This window comes from Streptomyces rimosus, assembly GCF_008704655.1.
Lineage (GTDB): Bacteria > Actinomycetota > Actinomycetes > Streptomycetales > Streptomycetaceae > Streptomyces > Streptomyces rimosus.
In genome coordinates this window covers 7,245,935-7,264,836 of record NZ_CP023688.1, presented here as the reverse complement: position 1 = coordinate 7,264,836, position 18,902 = coordinate 7,245,935, and the positions used below count along the sequence as shown (strand labels likewise).

The window sequence follows — 18,902 nt, the reverse complement described above, 5'->3', positions numbered from 1 at the left end:
GACAGCGGAAGGGACGGGGATGATCACAGCCGCGCGGCGGCGCGCGCCCCGCACGGCAGGGCCGGTGCGGACGGGCGGCCTGAACGGCGCGCCGACGCCGTCTAATGCGCGAGGAGAATTGCCATACGGACCAGTCTAACGGTGACGTGCAACCAGTTTTTCCGGGCCGTCGGTGCGGCGGGATGAGAGGCGGACCGTGCGCGTCCGCTCTCGCCCCCGCTGTTCTCCCTCCTCTCCGCTCGCCCGTTCGGCCGTCCGGGGTCGCGATGGGCGGGTGGGCGCGGCTGGATGGGGCACAGACGGTGTGATCCCCACGGAGACGAGCCGGAACGGGGCCGGGCGGCGGAGGGCGGTACGGCCATGCAGTTCGACGACGACGCCGGGCTGGACACCTCGCAGGTCCAGGACCGGCGCGGCAGCCGGCTGCCCGGCGGGCGGGCCACCCTCGGCGGCGGGCTGGCGGGCCTGATCGCACTGGTGGCCGGGCTGTTCTTCGGCATCGGGCCGAACGAGCTGGGACTGACGGACACCGATCAGTCGCCGGAGCCCAACGCCTCCCCGGCCGAGCGGGTCCAGGAGCGGTGCCGGACCGGGCAGGACGCCAACAGCCGCGAGGACTGCCGGACGGTGGCCGTCGTCAACAGCGCGCAGTCCTTCTGGCAGCAGGAGTTCCGGCGGCGCGGCGCCGCGTACGAGCGGGCGCCGACGGTCCTGTTCACCGGCCGCGCGGACACCGCGTGCGGGTCCGCGACCTCGGCGGTCGGGCCGTTCTACTGCCCCGGCGACCGCAAGGTCTATCTGGACCTGGACTTCTTCCGGGAACTGCGCACGAAGTTCGGCTCCAGTGGCGGGCCGTTCGCGCAGGCGTACGTCGTGGCGCACGAATACGGCCATCACGTCCAGAACCTGACGGGCACGCTGAGCCGCTCGCAGGGCGGCCGGCCGGGCGCGGACAGCGGCTCGGTCAAGGTCGAGCTCCAGGCCGACTGCTACGCGGGGGTGTGGGCCCGGCACGCGACCGATACGCCGCAGGAGTCCACCGGCCGGCCCCTGATCACCAGCCTCACCGAGGCGGACGTACGCGACGGCCTCGACGCGGCGGCCGCGGTCGGCGACGACCGCATCCAGGAGCGCTTCCAGGGCCGGGTCACGCCGGAGAGCTGGACGCACGGGTCCTCGGCGCAGCGGCAGCAGTGGTTCTCGACCGGGTTCCGTACGGGGAACATGGCGCGCTGCGACACGTTCCGCTGAGCCGCTGCACGCGCCCGCTCCGCTGGTCGTCGCGCCGGTCATCCTGCCGGTCGTCGCTGGTCGGGGGGCGTTCGGAGGGCGTTGTCAGACCCCGGTGCCAGACTGTGATGTGGGTCTCAGAGCGAGGTCCGCGGAGTCTGATCACAGGCAGGGAAGGTGATCGTCATGACCGAGGTGGCGGCGGGGACGCCCACATTCTGTCCGGCGCTGCGCTACCGCGACGCGAAGGCGGCGATCAAGCAGCTCACGGAAGCCTTCGGCTTCCGGCAGACCGCGCTGTACGAGAGCGAGGACGGCACGGTCCTGCACGCCGAGCTGTGCTTCGGGAACGGCGTGGTGATGCTGGGCACGAAGGGCAGCGGCGGGCCGTACGAAGAAGCGCTGGGCGACAGCGGCCCGATCGGCGTGTACACGACCGTCACGGACCCGGACGCGCATCACCGGCGGGCCGAGCGGGCCGGGGCGGAGATAGTCCTGCCGCTCACGGACCAGGACTACGGCTCCCGTGAGTACACGGCCCGCGATCTGGAGGGCAACCTCTGGACCTTCGGGACGTACGCGCCGGCGCTGCCGCAGAGCTGAGGGACGGGCGCCGGACTCCGCGCACGGGTCCGGCCGCCCGCCCCGGGAGCGTCAGGCGCCGCCCGTGTGGACCTGGAAGGCGGCCCGCCGTACGGCCTTGGCGAGGGCCGGGTCGGGGTGGGCGGCGGCCAGCGCGACCAGGACCTGCACGGTGCGCGGGTGGCCGACCGCCCGTACCTCCTCCAGCAGGCGCGGGACCGAGCCCTGGACGGCCGATTCGAGGTGGCGGACCAGCAGCTGGCTCTCGCCGTGGTCGGCGACGGCCGCGGCGGTGTCCACCCACAGCCAGGTGGACTCCTCGCGGGTGAGCACGTCCGGCGCGGTCTCCGGGTCGCCGCCCTCGTGCTCGACCAGCCAGAGCAGGGCGTACGGCCGCAGGCCCGGCTCGTCGGCGGCGGCGCGCACGGCCGGCTCCGCCGGGGCGCCGACCGCGCGCAGCGCCTCGAAGGCGAGGCCGCGCAGCAGCGCGTCCTCGCCGCGGGCCACGTCGAGCAGTTCCTCGACCGCGCTGCCCGCGGACCGGGCGGCCAGCCAGGCGCGGTATTCGGCGCGTGCCGGGCCCGGGGTCAGCCGGGCGCAGCCGCGCAGCATCGCCTCGGCGGACTGCTCGATGTTGCCCGCCGGGCTCTGCGCGGCGACGCAGATCTGTTCCAGCTTGACCCAGACCGACCAGTTGCCGAGGGGGGTGAGCAGCGCTTCGCGTTCGGCGGGCACGCCGGTCTTCGCGCCGTCGCGCACGACGAGCGCGCCGACGGCGGCGAGGCCGTCCAGGGCCCAGTCCAGGAGCACCGCGAGTGACACCCCCGCGGCGTCACTCACCGCCTCGGCGGCGTCCGGGGCGGTGGCGTCCGGGGCGTCGGGCTGCCTGCCGGCGGGAGCGGCCGCCGGCCGGGCGGCTCCTGTCTCCGCGCCCCGGTCGGGCCCGTACGGCACCTCGCAGCGCTCGGTGCGGAGTTCCGCGACCCGTTGTTCCAGCATGTCCAGCAGGACCGGGAGCCGGACCGGGCCGGCCGACAGATGCAGCAGGGAGAGCAGCTGCGGCACGGCCTCGACCACCTCGGCGACGGCGGTCGGGCCGGCGCCGGGCGGAGCGGGGCGCGCCAGCGACCAGGCGTCGAAGAGCGCGACCCAGCCGCGCAGCGCGGCGGTGTCGTCACGCTCCCAGGCGCGCAGCCGCCAGCCGGGGCGGGCCACGCCGCCGTGCAGTTCGACGAGTCCGGCCAGCCGGGCCAGGTCCCAGTCCGTACGGACCTGGTGCACGGTCAGCCGCAGATCGTGCGCGGCCTGTTCGGCGACTTCCGCGGGCAGCGCGCCGTCCGCGCCGGCCCGAAGCCCGGCGCCCGCGCCGTACTCGCCGTCGGCCCAGCGGGCGAGCCGTACGGCACCGGCCAGACAGGCACGGGCCTGCCGCGCCAGTTCGGCGGGCGGCGGCGTGCCCTGCGGCGGCCGGGGCGCCGGTCGGGCGGCCCGGGTGCTCACCGCTCGGCGGGCGGCGGCAATCGGTTGACGGGGGACGAGTCGGAGCCGGGAGTCGCGCGGAGTACGGGACGTCACAGGGGCAGTCTTCCCGTTGACGGCCCGAAAGCCCAATCGGAACGGTCGGTACGTTCCGGGAGAGCGTCGCCCGAGGGGCGCACGAGGGCGTCATCACGGGCCCGTGTGCCGGTCGCCACGGGTTCACGGGCCGGTCACCTGGGACATTCGCGGCCGGTCGGCCGGGCCCACGCTCCCCGCGCTCCCGGTCGTCCGGGTTCTGCGCCCCCGCACTCCCCTCCCCCAGCACCCTCCCCGCCGCCCCCTCACATCAGCGGCGTAAGAAACCGCCGCAACGTTTCCTCATACCTGGCCGGATCCGCGTTCCACATGGCCGCGTGGGGCGCGTGCGGTACCGGGTGAAGGGTGATCAGGTCGGGGCGGCGGGCGGCGAGTTCCCGGGAGGCGGACCACGGGGCGAGGGTGTCGTCGGGGCCGTGGATCAGCAGGGTCGGCACCGTGAGCAGGTCCGGGACCCAGGCGTCGGCCAGCCGGTCGGCGTGCAGGCCGGTGCTGCCCTCGGCGGCGCGTACCGCCAGCGGCAGCAGCGGGCGCGGGGTGCGGCGGGCGGCGGCCAGGGCGCGGACGGTGGCCTGCCAGTCCAGCACCGGCGAGTCCAGGACGAGGCCGGCGATGCGGTCGCGCAGTCCGGAGTTGGCGGCGGCGCGCAGGGCCATGGACGCGCCGGTGGACCAGCCGTGCAGGACGACGCGCTCCGCGCCGTACCGGATCGCGTAGCGGATCGCGGCGTCCAGATCGCGCCATTCGGCGTCGCCGAGGTGGCTGATGCCGTCGGCGGTGGGCGGGGCGCCCGGGTCGTTGCGGTAGGCCGGGTCGAGGACGGGCAGCCGCTGGTCGCTGAGGAACGGCATGAGGACCATGGGGTGCTCGCGGGTGGTGCCCAGGCCGTGCACGGTGATCACCCAGGTCTCCCGGGCGCCCGGCACGAACCAGGCGGGCAGGGCCCCCAGTTCGCCGGGAATGTCGACATCGGCGCAGTCGAGGCCCAGCGCGTCGCGCGGGTTGCCGATGTGCACCTGAGGGGTGAGCCTCATCCGGGCGCCCGGCTGGAGGGTGCCGTGGGTGACCCGCTCCAGACGGCGGACGACCGTGTCGGCCGGATGCGGTACGTCGTCCACGACCGGGCCGACGATCGCATGGGCGCCCGCGCCGGTCAGGCCGTACGTACCGGGCCGCAGCGAGGCGAGGCTGCGGGTGAGTGTGATCCGCCCGGGACCGGTGGAGTGCACCGTGAGCCGGGGGTCGCCCGGCAACGGCCGGTCCGGCGCGGGTTTGAGGACCATGTCGCTGGCGTACCGGCCGGCCGCCACCGCGGCCGCGCCGGCACCGATCACCGTGGTGGCGGCCGCTGCCGCCGCAGTACCCAGACGCATCCTCCCCAGTGTGGACAAGTCCGGCGGCCTCGGCCAGTGGGCGGGAGCGGCCGGGTGACGGCGGGCGCGGCGGCGCGCGGCCGGGCCGGGACGCGGCAGGCGGGGCGGCTGCGGCGGGCGCCGCACGTCAGCCGGGCTGCCCGTAGCCGCGCAGCCGGTCACCGGCCGCGGCGACCTGTTCCGGCGTCAGCAGGGCGGGTTCGCGGCCGGGCAGCGAGCTGGCGGCGAGCCAGACGCGGCACATCCACTCCAGCTGGGCGGTGCGGTCGTACGCCTCGTCAAGGGTGCCGCCGTACACGATGGTGCCGTGGTTCCGCAGGAGGCAGCCGGTGCGGTCGCGCAGGGCGGCGAGCATGTTCTCGGCCAACTCCTCGGTGCCGTACAGGGCGTACGGGGCGACGCGGACGGGGCCGCCGAGGGCCGCGGTCATGTAGTGCACGGGCGGGAGTTCGGTGACGAGGGTGGAGACGGCGGTGGCGTGCGCGGCGTGGGTGTGCACGACGGCGCGGGCGCCGGTGGCGCGGTAGACGGCCAGGTGCATGGGCAGCTCGCTGGTGGGCCGGAGCGTGCCGCGGGCGGGGCGCCCGTCGAGGCCGACCGCGGTGAGGTCGCCGGGCCCGAGCCGGTCGTAGGGGACGCCGCTGGGCGTGACCAGGACGAGGTCGCCGACGCGTACGGAGACGTTGCCGGAGGTGCCGACGACCAGCCCGTCGGCGACCGTGCGGCGGGCGGTGGCGACCAGCTCGTCCCAGGCGCGGTCGATGGCTTCCCGGTCCGTCATGCGTAGGCCCTCCGGTGTGCTGTGCGGGCGCGTCCCCGCCGGGGTGCGCGGGGGTGGTGCGCGGGTGGCTGCGGACACCGTACGGGCCGGGCGCGTGGCCGTGGGGCGGACCCCCGCCTTCCGGTATCCGCCATGTCGGACCGGTGACACCTCGGTGGGGATTGACCGAGCATCGACCGCCTTGTACGGATCACTCGGTACTCTTCCGGAGATTTGTCATGGACGTAGCCATGCCCGTACGCCATGACGCCCGTACGCCGTCATGCCGTACACCGCCACGCCCGCACGTAGCCATGCCCGCACGCAGCAGTTCCCGTACGTCGTCGTCCTGGGGAGATTCCGGGAGGGAACCATGGCCCGTGACCACGATCACCAGCCCGGCCCGCGGCCCGCGGCGGGCGCCCCGCAGCACCCGCGCCAGCCGCGTGCCAGACGCCGCCTCACCGCCGCCACGCTCGCCCTCGGCGCGCTGACCGCGGTCCTGTACACCGCCGTACCCGCACCGCCCGCCGAGGCCGCGGGCAAGCCGCTCGGCCACGACATCTCCTCCCACCAGGGCGCCGTCGACTGGCGGGACGTACGGGCGAAGGGCGGCCGCTTCGTCTACGTCAAGGCCACGGAGTCGAACTGGTACCGCAACCCGCACTTCTCGGGGCAGTACCGCGGCGCGCGCAAGGCCGGTCTGCTGCGCGGCGCCTACCATTTCGGCGTGCCGAACGCGTCCTCCGGCGCCGCGCAGGCCCGGCACTTCCTGCGCCACAGCGGCGGGTGGAGGCCGGACGGCCGGACGCTGCCGCCGGCCCTCGACATCGAGCACAACCCGTACAACTCGGGGCGGGCGTGCTTCGGCATGAGCCGCGCGGCGCTGGTCCGGTGGATCCGCGGGTTCAGCAACGAGGTGCTGCGGCAGACCGGGCGGCGGCCGGTGATCTACACGACGGCGCGGTGGTGGAACGGCTGCACCGGCGGCAGCCGGGCGTTCGCCGCCACCCACCCGCTGTGGCTGGCGAACTGGCACAGCACGCCCGGCAAGCTGCCGGCCGGCTGGGCGTACCCGAGTTTCTGGCAGTACGCGAACCACGGCGCGCTGCCGGGCGACCAGAACAAGTGGAACGGCACGGCCGCGCAGCTCCGGCGCTTCGCCCGGGGCTGAGCCGGGAGACCGGGCGCGGGACGTCATGGGGCCTGGGCATATGCCCCACGGGGTCCGGTACGCCCGGGACACGCGGGGCTCCCGTGCCGATACGTACGGGGCCCGCGTGACGCCTCGGACGCCTCCGCGCTACCCCTGCGGGGGCGTCACCGCGGCGCCCGGCCCAGTTCACCTTCCGTTCACCCGTCGTCCGTACGGTCCCGAGCGTTACTGACCATCGAACTGATTGCCTGGGTGAATGGAACACATCACGCTTCTCATCGGGATCGTGATCGTCACGGCCTTGGTGTTCGACTTTACGAACGGCTTCCACGACACGGCCAACGCCATGGCCACCACCATTTCCACCGGGGCGCTCAAGCCCAAGGCAGCGGTGGCGATGTCGGCGGCCCTCAACCTGCTCGGCGCGTTCCTGTCCGTGGAGGTCGCCAAGACCATCTCCGGCGGCATCATCGACGAGACCGCCGGCATCAGACCAGAAGTGATCTTCGCCGGACTGGTCGGCGCCATCATCTGGAACCTCGTCACCTGGCTCGCCGGGCTCCCCTCCAGCTCCTCGCACGCCCTCTTCGGCGGTCTGATCGGCGCGACCCTGGTGTCCGTCGGCGCGAGCGGCGTGCACGGCGGCGCCGTGGTCATGAAGGTCCTCATCCCGGCCGTCGCCGCGCCGATCGTGGCCGGCCTGGCCTCGATGGCCGCGACCCGGCTGACGTACCGGCTGGCCCGCAACCGCGCCGAGGAGGACACCGCCAAGGGCTACCGCGCCGGGCAGATCGCCTCCGCCGCGCTGGTCTCCCTCGCTCACGGCACCAACGACGCCCAGAAGACGATGGGTGTGATCACCCTGGCGCTGATCACCGGCGGCGTCGTGGCGCCGCACGCCGACCCGCCGCTGTGGGTCATCGCCTCGGCCGGTCTGGCCATCGCGCTCGGCACGTACCTGGGCGGCTGGCGGATCATCCGCACGATGGGCAAGGGCATCACCGACATTCAGCCGCCGCAGGGCTTCGCCGCCCAGACCGGCGCCGCGGCCACCATCCTGGCCTCCTCCCACCTCGGCTTCGCGCTCTCCACCACCCAGGTCTGCTCCGGCTCCGTCATGGGCTCCGGGCTGGGCCGCAAGGGCGGCGTGGTGCGCTGGTCCACGGCGGGCCGGATGGTCGTCGCCTGGGGCCTGACGCTGCCGGCCGCCGGCCTGGTCGCGGCGGGCGCCGCGCTGCTGGCGGACCAGGGCGACTGGGGCATCGCGGCCGTCGCGGTCCTCGCACTCGCCGTCTGCGGGGCGATCTGGGCGGCCTCCCGGCGCAAGCCGGTGGACCACACCAACGTCAACGAGGGACCGGCCGCGGAGCCCGCGGGCGTCGTCACCGCCGCCCTGCAGGCCGTCTCGCCGCCGCCCGCCGGCCCGGTCGGGCCCGTCCCCGCGGCGGCCGAGGCTGTCGAGGCTACGATCCCGGCGCCCGCGATGGCCGACGCGCCGCTCGCCGACCCGGTCGGCGCGGCCCCGGTGATCGCCGACCCGGTGACCGCCGATCCGGTGGCCGCCCACCCGCACGAGACGCACCGGACCAAGCGCCGCGCCAAGGCCGGCTCGGCCGCCGGCTGACCCCGCCGTACGCCTCCCCGGCTTCCACGAAGGAACGAGAACGCAATGAGCATCGACTGGGCAGCGCTCGGCCAGGTCTTCGGCGTCACGCTGGTCGTGACGGTCGGCATCGTGGGCCTGTTCACCCTCGGCATCGTCGGTACGTCCCGCAAGCCGCGCCAGGAGGGCGAGGCGGTGGCCGCCGGCGGGGCGGCGCGGACCGGTGCGTACGCCTGCTTCGCGCTGTGCGCGGCGGCCGTGGCGTACGGCATTTACCTGATCGTCGCCGCCTGACCGGCACCGGCACGGCGCCCCGGGGCGTCCGGTGGCCGCGGCACCCGCCGCGGCCACCGGGCACCCCGTCGCCGTATGCCGGGCCCGGGGCCCGGGGCGCTGTGGCCTTGGACACAGCCGTGAGCGGGCCCCGCGCCGCAGGTCAAGCGCGAGTTGACGGGCTTCGCGGAGCGTGGTGGACTGCCGGAGCCAATCGGCGACAGATGAGGAAGTCCGGTGAGAATCCGGCGCGGTCCCGCCACTGTCACCGGGGAGCGCTCCTCCATCAAGGGCCACGGTCCGCGTCCGGGACGCGGGTTCCGTACGGACTGGAAGGCCGGGGGAAGCGCCGATCCGGGGAGCCAGGAGACTCTCGTCGCCGTACCCGTCGAACCAGGGCGCGGACCCTGAGTGAGGACCTACCGCCATGCCCGGCCGCAGTTCGAGACCTGCTGGACGTACCCCGCTGCCCCTCCGAGGCGCGACGGCGGTCTGATCCGATGCGTGCCGAACACGCCGGCTACGCGTGCGGCGCGGCCCTGGGTTTCCTCGGCGACCTGGTCGTGGGCGATCCCCGGCGCGGCCACCCGGTGGCCGCCTTCGGGCGGGCCGCGGCGGCCGTGGAGCGCCGCCTGTGGCGCGACGACCGCGGGCGCGGGGCCCTGCACACCGCACTGTGCGCGGGCGGAACCGCCGCCGGTGCCGCGCTCCTCACCCGTGCCGTACGCCGCTCCCCCGCCGCCTCCGTGGCGCTGACCGCCGCCGCCACCTGGTCCGTCCTGGGCGGCACCTCGCTGGGCCGCGAGGCGCGGGCCGTCGGCGGGGCGCTCGCCGTGGGCGACCTCGACGTGGCGCGCGAGCGCCTGCCGCACCTGTGCGGGCGCGACCCGCAGGCCCTGGACGGACAGCAGATGGCGCGCGCGGTGGTCGAGTCCGTCGCCGAGAACACCTCGGACGCGGTGGTCGGCGCCCTGGTGTGGGGCGCGGTCGCGGGCGTCCCGGGGCTGCTGGCGTTCCGTGCCGTCAACACGCTGGACGCGATGGTGGGCCACAAATCACCGCGCTACCGCCGCTTCGGGTGGGCCTCGGCCCGCCTCGACGACGTGGCCGGATTCCCCGGCTCCCGGCTGACCGCCGCGCTGGCGGTCCTGGCCGGCCCCGACCGGCGGGGCGCGTGGCGCGCCTGGCAGCAGGACGGCGCATCGCACCCGAGCCCCAACGCGGGCCCGGTGGAGGCCGCGTTCGCGGGCGCGCTGGGCGTACGGCTGGGCGGCACCCTGGCGTACGGCGGCCGGGTCGAGCACCGGCCGGTGCTCAACGGCGGCACCGGGCGCCCCGTCGCGGTGGCGGACATCGACCGGGCCGTACGGCTGTCGCGCCGGGTGAGCGCGCTGGCCCTGGCGGCCACGGTCACGGGCCGTCTGGCGGCCGGTGCGGTACGCCGGTCCCGTACGGCCGGGAGGTCCAAGTGAGCAGCAGCAACGTACGGACGGCGAGGAGTGCCAGGTGAACGGTTCGAGTGGGGCGCCGCTGGGCGGCGGGCTGCTGGTGGCCGGCACCACGTCCGACGCGGGCAAGAGCGTGGTGACGGCGGGCATCTGCCGCTGGCTGGCCCGCAAGGGCGTCAAGGTGGCGCCCTTCAAGGCGCAGAACATGTCGCTGAACTCGTTCGTGACGCGCGAGGGCGCGGAGATCGGGCGGGCGCAGGCCATGCAGGCCGCGGCGGCGCGCGTCGAGCCGAGCGCGCTGATGAACCCCGTACTGCTCAAGCCGGGCAGTGACCGCAGCAGCCAGGTCGTGCTGATGGGCAAGCCGGTGGGCGAGCTGAGCGCGCGCGGCTACCACGCGGGGCGCCAGGAACGGCTGCTCGGTACGGTCACGGACTGCCTCCAGGAGCTGCGCCGTACGCATGACGCGGTGATCTGCGAGGGCGCCGGCAGCCCCGCGGAGATCAACCTGCGGCGCACCGACATCGTGAACATGGGCATCGCGCGCGCCGCCCGCATTCCGGTCGTGGTGGTCGGCGACATCGACCGGGGCGGCGTGTTCGCCTCGTTCTTCGGCACCACGGCGCTGCTGTCCCGGGAGGACCAGGCGCTGGTCGCGGGCTATCTCGTCAACAAGTTCCGCGGCGATGTGACGCTGCTGGAACCCGGCCTGGAGATGCTGAGGGGGCTGAGCGGGCGGCCCACTCTCGGGGTGCTGCCGTTCGCGCACGGCCTCGGCATCGACGAGGAGGACGGCCTGAGGGTGTCGCTGCGCGGCGCGGTCCGCGAGAGCGTCGTCGCGCCGCCGCACGGCGCGGACGTGCTGCGCGTCGCCGTGGCCGCCGTACCGCTGATGTCGAACTTCACCGACGTGGACGCGCTGGCCGCCGAACCGGGCGTCGTGGTGCGCTTCGTGGACCGCCCCGAGGAGCTGGCCGACGCCGACCTGGTGGTGCTGCCCGGCACCCGCGGCACCGTGCGCGCCCTCCAGTGGCTGCGCGAGCGCGGCATCGCGGACGCGGTGCGGCGACGGGCCGCGGAGGGCCGCCCGGTGCTCGGCATCTGCGGCGGCTTCCAGATGCTGGGCGAGCGCATCGAGGACGAGGTCGAGTCGAAGGCCGGGACCGTGGACGGGCTGGGGCTGCTGCCCGTACGCGTACGGTTCGCGGCTCAGAAGACGCTGGCCCGGCCGACCGGCGAGGCGCTGGGCGAGCCGGTCGAGGGGTACGAGATCCACCACGGCGTGGCGGAGGTCGACGGCGGGGAGCCGTTCCTGGAAGGCTGCCGGTCCGGGGCCGTCTGGGGCACCCACTGGCACGGCTCCCTGGAGAGCGACGGTTTCCGGCGGGCGTTCCTGCGGCGGGTGGCCGCCGACGCGGGCCGCGCGTTCGTCCCGGCGCCGGACACCAGCTTCGCCGCGCTGCGCGAGGAGCAGCTCGACAAGCTGGGCGACCTGATCGAGGAGCACGCGGACACGGACGCGCTGCTGCGGCTCATCGAGGACGGGGTCCCGGCCGGGCTGCCGTTCGTACCGCCGGGGGCGCCGCCGATACCGCCGCCGTCCCCCGCCCCGGCCGCTCCCGCACCGCCCGCACATCGCACGTCCCTCGAAGGGGGTACTCCTTAATGGCATCGGTCCCTTACCCGTTCACCGCGGTCGTCGGCATGTCCGACATGCGGCTGAGCCTGCTGCTCAACGCCATCTCGCCGGCCATCGGCGGGGTGCTGGTCCGCGGCGAGAAGGGCACCGCGAAGTCCACGATCGTGCGTGGCCTGACGGCGCTGATGCCGGACGTCCCGGTGGTCACCGGCTGCCGGTTCTCCTGCGACCCCACCGCGCCGGACCCCGCGTGCCCGGACGGCCCCCACGAGGCGGGCGGCTCCGAGGAGCGCCCGGCCCGCATGGTGGAGCTGCCGGTCGGCGCGTCCGAGGACCGCCTCGTCGGCGCGCTGGACATCGAACGGGCCCTGTCGGAGGGCGTGAAGGCGTTCGAGCCGGGCCTGCTGGCGGACGCGCACCGCGGCATCCTGTACGTGGACGAGGTCAACCTCCTCCACGACCACCTCGTGGACCTGCTGCTGGACGCCGCCGCCATGGGCGCCTCGTACGTGGAACGCGAAGGCGTCTCCGTACGGCACGCCGCGCGCTTCCTGCTCGTCGGCACCATGAACCCAGAAGAAGGCGAACTGCGCCCGCAGTTGCTCGACCGCTTCGGCCTGACCGTGGAGGTCGCCGCGTCCCGCGAGCCGGACCAGCGGGTCGAGGTCGTACGGCGCCGCCTGGACTACGACGCGGACCCGGAGGGCTTCGCCGCGCGCTGGGCCGCCGAGGAGGGCGAGCTGCGGGAGCGGATCGCCGCCGCGCGGGCACTGCTGCCGGATGTCGTCCTGGGGGACGCGGTGCTGCGGCAAATCGCCGCCGTCTGCGCCGGGTTCGAGGTGGACGGTATGCGCGCGGACATCGTGATGGCGCGCACCGCCGGCGCGCTGGCGGCCTGGGCGGGCCGTACGGAGGTCCGCGAGGAAGACGTACGGCAGGCCGCCCTGCTGGCGCTCCCCCACCGGCGCCGCCGCAACCCGTTCGACGCCCCGGGCCTGGACGAGGACAAACTCGACCAGATCCTGGAGGAGTTCGGCGCGGACGACGACCCGGAGCCCGACCCGGAACCGGACGGCGGCCCGGAGGACGGCCCCGACGGACCGGGCGGCGGGCAGCCCCCGCAGGACGGCGACGGCGGCACGGACGGCCCGCAGAGCCAGGACGCGCAGGCACCGCACGACCAGACCCCGCACGACCAGCCGCAGCTGCCCGAGCAGTCGCCGGCCCCGGAGGCGGACCCGGCTCCCGCCGACCCGAAGGCCCACTCCCGGAACGCGGAAGAGGAAGCCCCCGGAGGCGGCGAGAAGGCCGCCGTCGCGGCGGGCGACCCGTTCCGTACCCGGCGGCTGGACGTGCCGGGCCTCGGCGAGGGCGCGGACGGCCGCCGTTCCCGCGCCCGTACGGCGCACGGCCGGACCACCGGCGCCCGCCGCCCGCAGGGCACCCTGACCAAGCTGCACCTCGCCGCGACCGTGCAGGCCGCCGCGCCGCACCAGGTGGCGCGCGGGCGCAGCGGACCCGGGCTGGTCGTCCGCCGGGACGATCTGCGCGAGGCGGTGCGCGAGGGCCGCGAGGGCAACCTCGTGCTGTTCGTGGTGGACGCGTCCGGTTCGATGGCGGCGCGCAAGCGGATGAGCGCGGTCAAGGGCGCGGTGCTCTCGCTGCTGCTCGACGCGTACCAGCGGCGCGACAAGATCGGCATGATCACTTTCCGCAAGGCGGAGGCGGAGCTGGCGCTGCCGCCCACCTCGTCGGTCGAGGCGGGCGCGGCCCGGCTGGAGTCGCTGCCCACCGGCGGCCGGACGCCGCTGGCCGCGGGCCTGCTCAAGGCCCATGAGGTGCTGCGCGTCGAGCGGCTGCGGGACGCCTCGCGCCGGCCGCTGCTGGTGGTCGTCACCGACGGGCGGTCCACCGGCGGCCCCGACCCGCTGGCGCGCACCTCGCGCGCGGCGCGGCTGCTGGGCGCCGAGGGCGTCGCCTCGGTGGTCGTGGACTGCGAGGCGGGCCCCGTACGGCTGGGTCTGGCCCGCGAGCTGGCCCGGGACCTCCAGGGCACCGCCGTCACCCTCGACGAACTGCGCGCGGACAGTGTTTCCGCGCTCGTCCGCGACGTCCGCGGACAGGGCACCCACCACACCACCCGGAGGGCCGCGTAATGCCACAGGGAAAGCCGTCCGTCGTCCCGGAAGACGGACTCACCACCCGCCAGCGCCGCAACCGGCCGCTGGTCCTCGTCCACACCGGCCCCGGCAAGGGCAAGTCCACCGCCGCCTTCGGGCTGGCGCTGCGGGCCTGGAACCAGGGCTGGCCGGTCGGGGTGTTCCAGTTCGTGAAGTCGGCGAAGTGGAAGGTGGGTGAGGAGCGCGCGCTGCGGGTGCTGGGCGGCACCGGCGAGGGCGGCACGGTCGCCTGGCACAAGATGGGTGAGGGCTGGTCGTGGGTGCAGCGCGACTCCCAGTTCAGCAACGAGGAGGCGGCCCGCGAGGGCTGGGAGCAGGTCAAGCGGGACCTGGCCGCCGAGACGTACAAGCTCTACGTGCTGGACGAGTTCGCGTACCCGATGCACTGGGGGTGGGTGGACCCCGCCGAGGTGGTCTCCGTCCTGCGCGACCGACCCGGCACCCAGCACGTCGTCATCACGGGCCGCAACGCGCCGCAGGAGCTGTGCGACTTCGCGGACCTGGTGACCGAGATGACCAAGGTCAAGCACCCGATGGACGCGGGCCAGAAGGGCCAGCGGGGCATCGAGTGGTGATTCGGGCACCCCGCACGGCCCCGGCGCCGGGCACCGCAGCACCAGGAGCAGCCGAGCAGTGAGCACCATCCCCCGGCTCGTCATCGCCGCGCCCGCCTCGGGCACCGGCAAGACGACCGTCGCCACCGGCCTGATGGCGGCCTTCACCGAGGCCGGGCTGACGGTCTCCGCGCACAAGGTGGGCCCCGACTACATCGACCCGGGCTACCACGCGCTGGCGACCGGCCGCCCCGGCCGCAACCTGGACGCGTACCTGTGCGGCCCCGACCAGGTGGAGCCGCTGTTCCTGCACGGTTCGGCCGGCGCCGACCTGGCGGTGGTCGAGGGCGTGATGGGCCTGTACGACGGCGCCTCCGGGTACGGCGAACTGGCCTCCACCGCGCAGGTCGCCAAGCTGCTGCGGGCGCCGGTGGTGCTGGTCGTGGACGCCTCGGCGCAGTCCCGGTCGGTGGCGGCGCTGGTGCACGGCTTCGCGTCCTGGGACCCGGGGGTGCGGCTGGCCGGGGTGATCCTGAACAAGGTCGGCTCGGACCGGCACGAGGAACTGCTGCGCGCGGCGCTGGACGAGGCGGGCGTGCCGGTGCTGGGCGCGCTGCGCCGGGCACCGCAGGTGCAGACGCCGTCGCGGCACCTGGGCCTGGTCCCGGTGGCCGAGCGGCAGGCCGAGGCGGTGGATTCCGTACGGGCGCAGGCCGCGCAGGTACGGGAGGGCTGCGACCTCAAGGCGCTGCTGGCGCTGGCGCACAGCGCGCCGGAGCTGCCGGGCACGGCCTGGGACCCGGCGCAGGCCGTGGCTCGAAGCGGAGCGAGCAGCGTGACCGGCAAGCCGGTGGTGGCCGTCGCGGGCGGCGCCGCGTTCACGTTCTCCTACGCCGAGCACGCCGAGCTGCTGACGGCCGCCGGTGCGGAGGTGGCCGTGTTCGACCCGCTGCGGGACGAGCGGCTGCCCGCCGGGACACAGGCCCTGGTGATCGGCGGCGGCTTCCCCGAGATGTACGCGGCCGAACTGTCGGCGAACGAGCCGCTGCGCCGGTCCGTGGTGGCCCTGGCGGCCTCCGGCGCACCGGTCGTCGCCGAGTGCGCGGGGCTGCTGTACCTGTCACGGTCCCTGGACGGCAAGCCGATGTGCGGGGTCCTGCCCGCCGACGCGCGGATGTCGCAGCGGCTCACACTGGGCTACCGGGAGGCGGTGGCGCTGAGCGACAACGCCCTTGCCGCGGCGGGTACGCGGGTGCGCGGCCACGAATTCCACCGTACGGTGCTGGAACCGGGCGCGGGCACGTCCCCCGCCTGGGGCATGACCCATACCGCACGCCGGGTGGAGGGCCACGTCCAGGACGGAGTGCACGCCTCGTACCTGCACGTCCACTGGGCGGCCGAGCCGTCGCTGGCCCGCCGCCTGGCGGCGGGCGCCGCTGCCCGCCCGCCGTTGGAGGCCCCCCGTGGCTGACGCCGTACTGGACCACCTGGTCCTCGCCACCCCCGATCTGGAGAGCACCGCCGCCGAGGTCGCCGCGCTGACCGGCGTCCGGCCGGTGCCGGGCGGCGGGCACCCCGGCCGGGGCACCCGCAACGCCCTGCTGGGGCTGGGCGACGGCGCCTACCTGGAGATCATCGGTCCGGACCCCGCGCAGCCCGCCCCCGAGGGGCCGCGCTGGTTCGGCATCGACTCGCTGGCCGGTCCGCGGCTGGCCCACTGGGCGGTCCGGGTCCACGGCATGGCCGGACACGTCGCGCGGGCCCGCGCGCTGGGCTACGACCCGGGCGAGCCGGTGACGATGAGCCGCCGGACGCCGGACGGCGGCACCCTGTCGTGGACCCTGACGCCGCCGCGCCCGGGCGGGCTGGTGCCGTTCCTGCTGGACTGGGGCGACGCCCCGCACCCGGCCGCCGGGGAGGCGCTGCCCGTCGTACGGCTGCGGGCGTTCTCCGGTACGCACCCCGACCCGGCGACGATCCGCGCCGAACTGGCCGCGCTGGGGACCGCGCTCACCGTCGAGGCGGGCGACGAGCCCGGACTGACGGCCGTACTGGAAGGGCGCAACGGCCGGGTCTCCATAGGCGCGGGAGCCGGCACGCCATGACCACCCCGCCCGGTGCCGCTCCGGCCCGGCACCCTCTCCCGTGTCACGCCGCGATACCGACCACCAGCCAGATGAACGCCACCCCCGCCACGGTGCACAGCAGCGTGGACAGCGCGGGATGGTCGTGATGCGCCTCCGGGAGGATGTCGGAGGTCGCCAGGTAGAGCAGCACACCGCCGAAGAAGCCCAGGTACACACCGAGCCATTGCTCCGGAAGAGTGAACGCCAGGGTGGCGGCGGCACCGGCCAGCGGGGCCAGCGCGTCCGCGCCGAGCATCAGCAGCGCCCGGTTGCGGGCATTCCCGTACAGGCTGGTGATCGTGTACGTGTTGAAGCCGTCCGCGAAGTCATGGGCGATGACGGCGAGCGCCACCGCCACCGCCATGTCCCGGCCCACCTGGTACGCCAGGCCGATCGCGAAGCCGTCCATGAAACTGTGCACCACCATGGCGGTGGCGGCCGTCAGACCGACCTGCGGCACCCGCTCCTCCGGGTCCATGCCGTGGGCGGCCTTGCGGACCGCCAGCAGCCGTTCGACCGCGTGCGTGGCGAGGAAGCCCAGCACGAAGCACAGCAGGGCGGCAGGCACCCCGAACACCTCGCCGCCCGCCGCCTCCAGCGCCTCCGGCAGCAGGTCGAGGCCGACCACGCCCAGCATCAGACCGCCGGCCAGGCCCAGGACCAGGTGCCTGCGGTCGGTGACGCGGTGCGCGATCCAGCCGCCGAGCAGCGTCATCAGGAAAGCGCCCAGCGCGATGGCCACCGGCACGGTCTCACCCCTTCCCCGGGGTTCCGGCACCCCTCACTCCTGCTTACCGACCGGGCGCGCGTCCCGCATGTCCGGCGCCCGGGGCGGTCGCGGTGAACGCGGCACCGGTCGTCGTCGGCGTCGGCGCCCGCCGGGGCGTCCCGGCCGCCGAGGTCCTGACGCTGATCGCCGACAGCCTCACCCTGGCCGGCCTGCCGCCGGACGCGGTCACCGCCCTCGCGACCGTGGACACCAAGGCGTCGGAGCCGGGGCTGGCCGAAGCGGCGCGGCGGCTCGGCGTGCCGCTGCTGACGTACCCGGCCGCGGTCCTGGCCGCGGTATCCGTACCACATCCGTCCCACGCGCCGCTGGCCGCCGCCGGCACGCCGAGCGTCGCGGAGGCCGCCGCGCTGACCGCGGCGGGCGGCGGCCCCGGCCCCGCCGAACTCGTCGTCGGCAAGCGCAAGTCGCTGCCCGGGGCCCGGGCCACCTGCGCCGTGGCCAGGGCCCGCACCACACCCCACCGCACCGAGGAGAGACCGTGACCACCCCGCCGTCCGCCGCGCCCGCCGGCATACCCGGTTCCCGCCCGTACGAGCCGGACCTGCGCCACCACGGCGACGCCGAGGTACGCGGCGCGGACGCCGCCCTGACCGACCTCGCGGTCAACGTACGCACCGATACGCCGCCGGCCTGGCTCAAGGCGCGGATCGCCGCCTCGCTGGACGGGCTGGCCGCCTATCCGGACGGCGGCCCCGCGCGCGCGGCGGTGGCGGCACGACACGGGCTCCCTCCGGAGCGGGTGCTGCTGACGGCGGGCGCGGCGGAGGCGTTCGTCCTGATCGCCCGAGCGGTACGGGCCCGGCGCCCGGTCGTCGTACACCCCCAGTTCACCGAACCCGAGGCCGCGCTGCGCGACGCGGGCCACCCGGTGGAACGGGTCCTTCTCACCGAACGGAACGGCTTTCGCCTCACCGCCTCCGAAGTCCCCGAAACCGCCGACCTCGTCATCATCGGCAACCCCACCAACCCCACCTCCGTCCTCCACCCCGCCGCGGAGATCGCGCGGCTGGCCCGCCCCGGCCGCACCCTGGTCGTGGACGAGGCGTTCATGGACGCGGTCCCCGGCGAACACGCGTCACTGGCCTCCCGTACGGACCTGCCGGGACTCGTCGTCCTGCGCAGTCTGACCAAGACCTGGGGCCTGGCGGGCCTGCGCATCGGCTACGTCCTGGCCGCCCCGGAAACCATCGCGGACCTGGAACGGGCCCAGCCCCTGTGGCCGGTGTCGGCGCCCGCGCTCGCCGCGGCCGCAGCGTGCTCCGAACCCGCGGCGCTGGCCGAAGCGGCGGAAGCGGCCCGGCAGATCGCGGCGGACCGCGACCACCTGCTGGCCCGCCTGGCGGAGATCCGCACCCCCGACGGCCGGAAGATCCACGTGACCACCCCGGCCGAGGGCCCCTTCGTCCTGATCCGGCTGCCGGACGCCGCGGCCGTCCGCACCCGGCTGCGCACGCTCGGCTTCGCGGTACGGCGCGGCGACACGTTTCCGGGTCTGGGCCCGGAGTGGCTACGGCTGGCCGTACGGGACCGCCCGACCACCGACCGCTTCACCGAAGCACTGTCGAAGGCCCTCACCGACTGATCTCCCGTCCACCATCCGAAACCCCCTGCCC

17 protein-coding genes and 1 riboswitch are annotated in these 18,902 nt (G+C 75.3%); of the genes, 13 read left to right on the top strand and 4 right to left on the bottom strand.

The genetic code is table 11. The features are described from left to right. Nucleotides 1-360 precede the first annotated feature (360 nt). Nucleotides 361-1,251, top strand: a complete 891-nt coding sequence (gene ypfJ, locus CP984_RS31690) for a KPN_02809 family neutral zinc metallopeptidase (protein WP_003984925.1) — start codon at nucleotides 361-363, stop codon at nucleotides 1,249-1,251. A 165-nt stretch (nucleotides 1,252-1,416) separates the two neighbouring features. Then, nucleotides 1,417-1,833 (top strand): VOC family protein, encoded by a 417-nt coding sequence (locus tag CP984_RS31685; RefSeq protein WP_003984926.1) that lies wholly within the window; start codon nucleotides 1,417-1,419, stop codon nucleotides 1,831-1,833. 51 nt (nucleotides 1,834-1,884) lie between these two features. Here the strand turns inward: CP984_RS31685 and CP984_RS31680 are convergent, their stop codons facing one another. The 3 genes from CP984_RS31680 to CP984_RS31670 all read right to left on the bottom strand — a co-directional run bounded on the left by CP984_RS31680 (nucleotide 1,885) and on the right by CP984_RS31670 (nucleotide 5,541). Then, nucleotides 1,885-3,387: a hypothetical protein gene (locus CP984_RS31680; RefSeq protein ID WP_078575667.1), complete on the bottom strand. Its 1,503-nt coding sequence runs from the start codon at nucleotides 3,385-3,387 to the stop codon at nucleotides 1,885-1,887. A 245-nt stretch (nucleotides 3,388-3,632) separates the two neighbouring features. Beyond that, on the bottom strand, nucleotides 3,633-4,760 hold the full coding sequence (locus tag CP984_RS31675; RefSeq protein WP_003984929.1) for an alpha/beta hydrolase: 1,128 nt from the start codon (nucleotides 4,758-4,760) through the stop codon (nucleotides 3,633-3,635). 127 nt (nucleotides 4,761-4,887) lie between these two features. Next, nucleotides 4,888-5,541, bottom strand: a complete 654-nt coding sequence (locus CP984_RS31670; RefSeq protein WP_030180520.1) for a class II aldolase/adducin family protein — start codon at nucleotides 5,539-5,541, stop codon at nucleotides 4,888-4,890. 352 nt (nucleotides 5,542-5,893) lie between these two features. On the opposite strand from CP984_RS31670, the gene CP984_RS31665 reads away from it, so the two are divergent. The 9 genes from CP984_RS31665 to CP984_RS31625 all read left to right on the top strand — a co-directional run bounded on the left by CP984_RS31665 (nucleotide 5,894) and on the right by CP984_RS31625 (nucleotide 16,478). Beyond that, on the top strand, nucleotides 5,894-6,694 hold the full coding sequence (locus tag CP984_RS31665; RefSeq protein ID WP_003987367.1) for a lysozyme: 801 nt from the start codon (nucleotides 5,894-5,896) through the stop codon (nucleotides 6,692-6,694). Nucleotides 6,695-6,932: 238 nt separating this feature from the next. Next, a complete protein-coding gene (locus CP984_RS31660; RefSeq protein ID WP_078575648.1) occupies nucleotides 6,933-8,300 on the top strand; it encodes an inorganic phosphate transporter in 1,368 nt (455 codons plus the stop codon). Nucleotides 8,301-8,345: 45 nt separating this feature from the next. Further along, nucleotides 8,346-8,573 carry a hypothetical protein gene (locus tag CP984_RS31655; RefSeq protein ID WP_003986627.1) on the top strand — a complete coding sequence of 76 codons (228 nt, stop codon included), beginning with the start codon at nucleotides 8,346-8,348 and terminating at the stop codon, nucleotides 8,571-8,573. 205 nt (nucleotides 8,574-8,778) lie between these two features. Continuing rightward, nucleotides 8,779-8,925: riboswitch (cobalamin riboswitch) on the top strand. 127 nt (nucleotides 8,926-9,052) lie between these two features. After that, on the top strand, nucleotides 9,053-10,024 hold the full coding sequence (locus CP984_RS31650; RefSeq protein ID WP_003986628.1) for a cobalamin biosynthesis protein: 972 nt from the start codon (nucleotides 9,053-9,055) through the stop codon (nucleotides 10,022-10,024). A gap of 58 nt (nucleotides 10,025-10,082) precedes the next feature. Then, the gene (locus CP984_RS31645; protein WP_202480268.1) at nucleotides 10,083-11,666 is read left to right on the top strand and encodes a cobyric acid synthase; all 1,584 of its coding nucleotides are present in this window, start codon (nucleotides 10,083-10,085) and stop codon (nucleotides 11,664-11,666) included. Further along, nucleotides 11,666-13,795, top strand: coding sequence for a putative cobaltochelatase (locus CP984_RS31640; RefSeq protein ID WP_003986630.1), 2,130 nt, complete (start codon nucleotides 11,666-11,668; stop codon nucleotides 13,793-13,795). The genes CP984_RS31645 and CP984_RS31640 overlap by 1 nt, the downstream gene beginning before the upstream one ends. Then, a complete protein-coding gene (gene cobO, locus CP984_RS31635) occupies nucleotides 13,795-14,394 on the top strand; it encodes a cob(I)yrinic acid a,c-diamide adenosyltransferase (protein ID WP_003986631.1) in 600 nt (199 codons plus the stop codon). Before CP984_RS31640 ends, cobO begins: the two co-directional genes overlap by 1 nt. Before the next feature lie 58 nt (nucleotides 14,395-14,452). Continuing rightward, nucleotides 14,453-15,844: a cobyrinate a,c-diamide synthase gene (locus CP984_RS31630; protein WP_003986632.1), complete on the top strand. Its 1,392-nt coding sequence runs from the start codon at nucleotides 14,453-14,455 to the stop codon at nucleotides 15,842-15,844. Beyond that, nucleotides 15,837-16,478 (top strand): VOC family protein, encoded by a 642-nt coding sequence (locus CP984_RS31625; RefSeq protein WP_003986633.1) that lies wholly within the window; start codon nucleotides 15,837-15,839, stop codon nucleotides 16,476-16,478. Before CP984_RS31630 ends, CP984_RS31625 begins: the two co-directional genes overlap by 8 nt. A 43-nt stretch (nucleotides 16,479-16,521) precedes the next feature. Here CP984_RS31625 and CP984_RS31620 read toward each other — a convergent pair whose 3' ends face one another. Further along, nucleotides 16,522-17,247 carry a ZIP family metal transporter gene (locus CP984_RS31620; protein ID WP_003986634.1) on the bottom strand — a complete coding sequence of 242 codons (726 nt, stop codon included), beginning with the start codon at nucleotides 17,245-17,247 and terminating at the stop codon, nucleotides 16,522-16,524. Between the two features lie 92 nt (nucleotides 17,248-17,339). On the opposite strand from CP984_RS31620, the gene CP984_RS31615 reads away from it, so the two are divergent. Further along, nucleotides 17,340-17,771 (top strand): cobalamin biosynthesis protein, encoded by a 432-nt coding sequence (locus CP984_RS31615; protein ID WP_003986635.1) that lies wholly within the window; start codon nucleotides 17,340-17,342, stop codon nucleotides 17,769-17,771. Further along, nucleotides 17,768-18,871 carry an Rv2231c family pyridoxal phosphate-dependent protein CobC gene (gene cobC, locus CP984_RS31610; protein WP_043978618.1) on the top strand — a complete coding sequence of 368 codons (1,104 nt, stop codon included), beginning with the start codon at nucleotides 17,768-17,770 and terminating at the stop codon, nucleotides 18,869-18,871. Before CP984_RS31615 ends, cobC begins: the two co-directional genes overlap by 4 nt. Nucleotides 18,872-18,902: the final 31 nt, after the last annotated feature.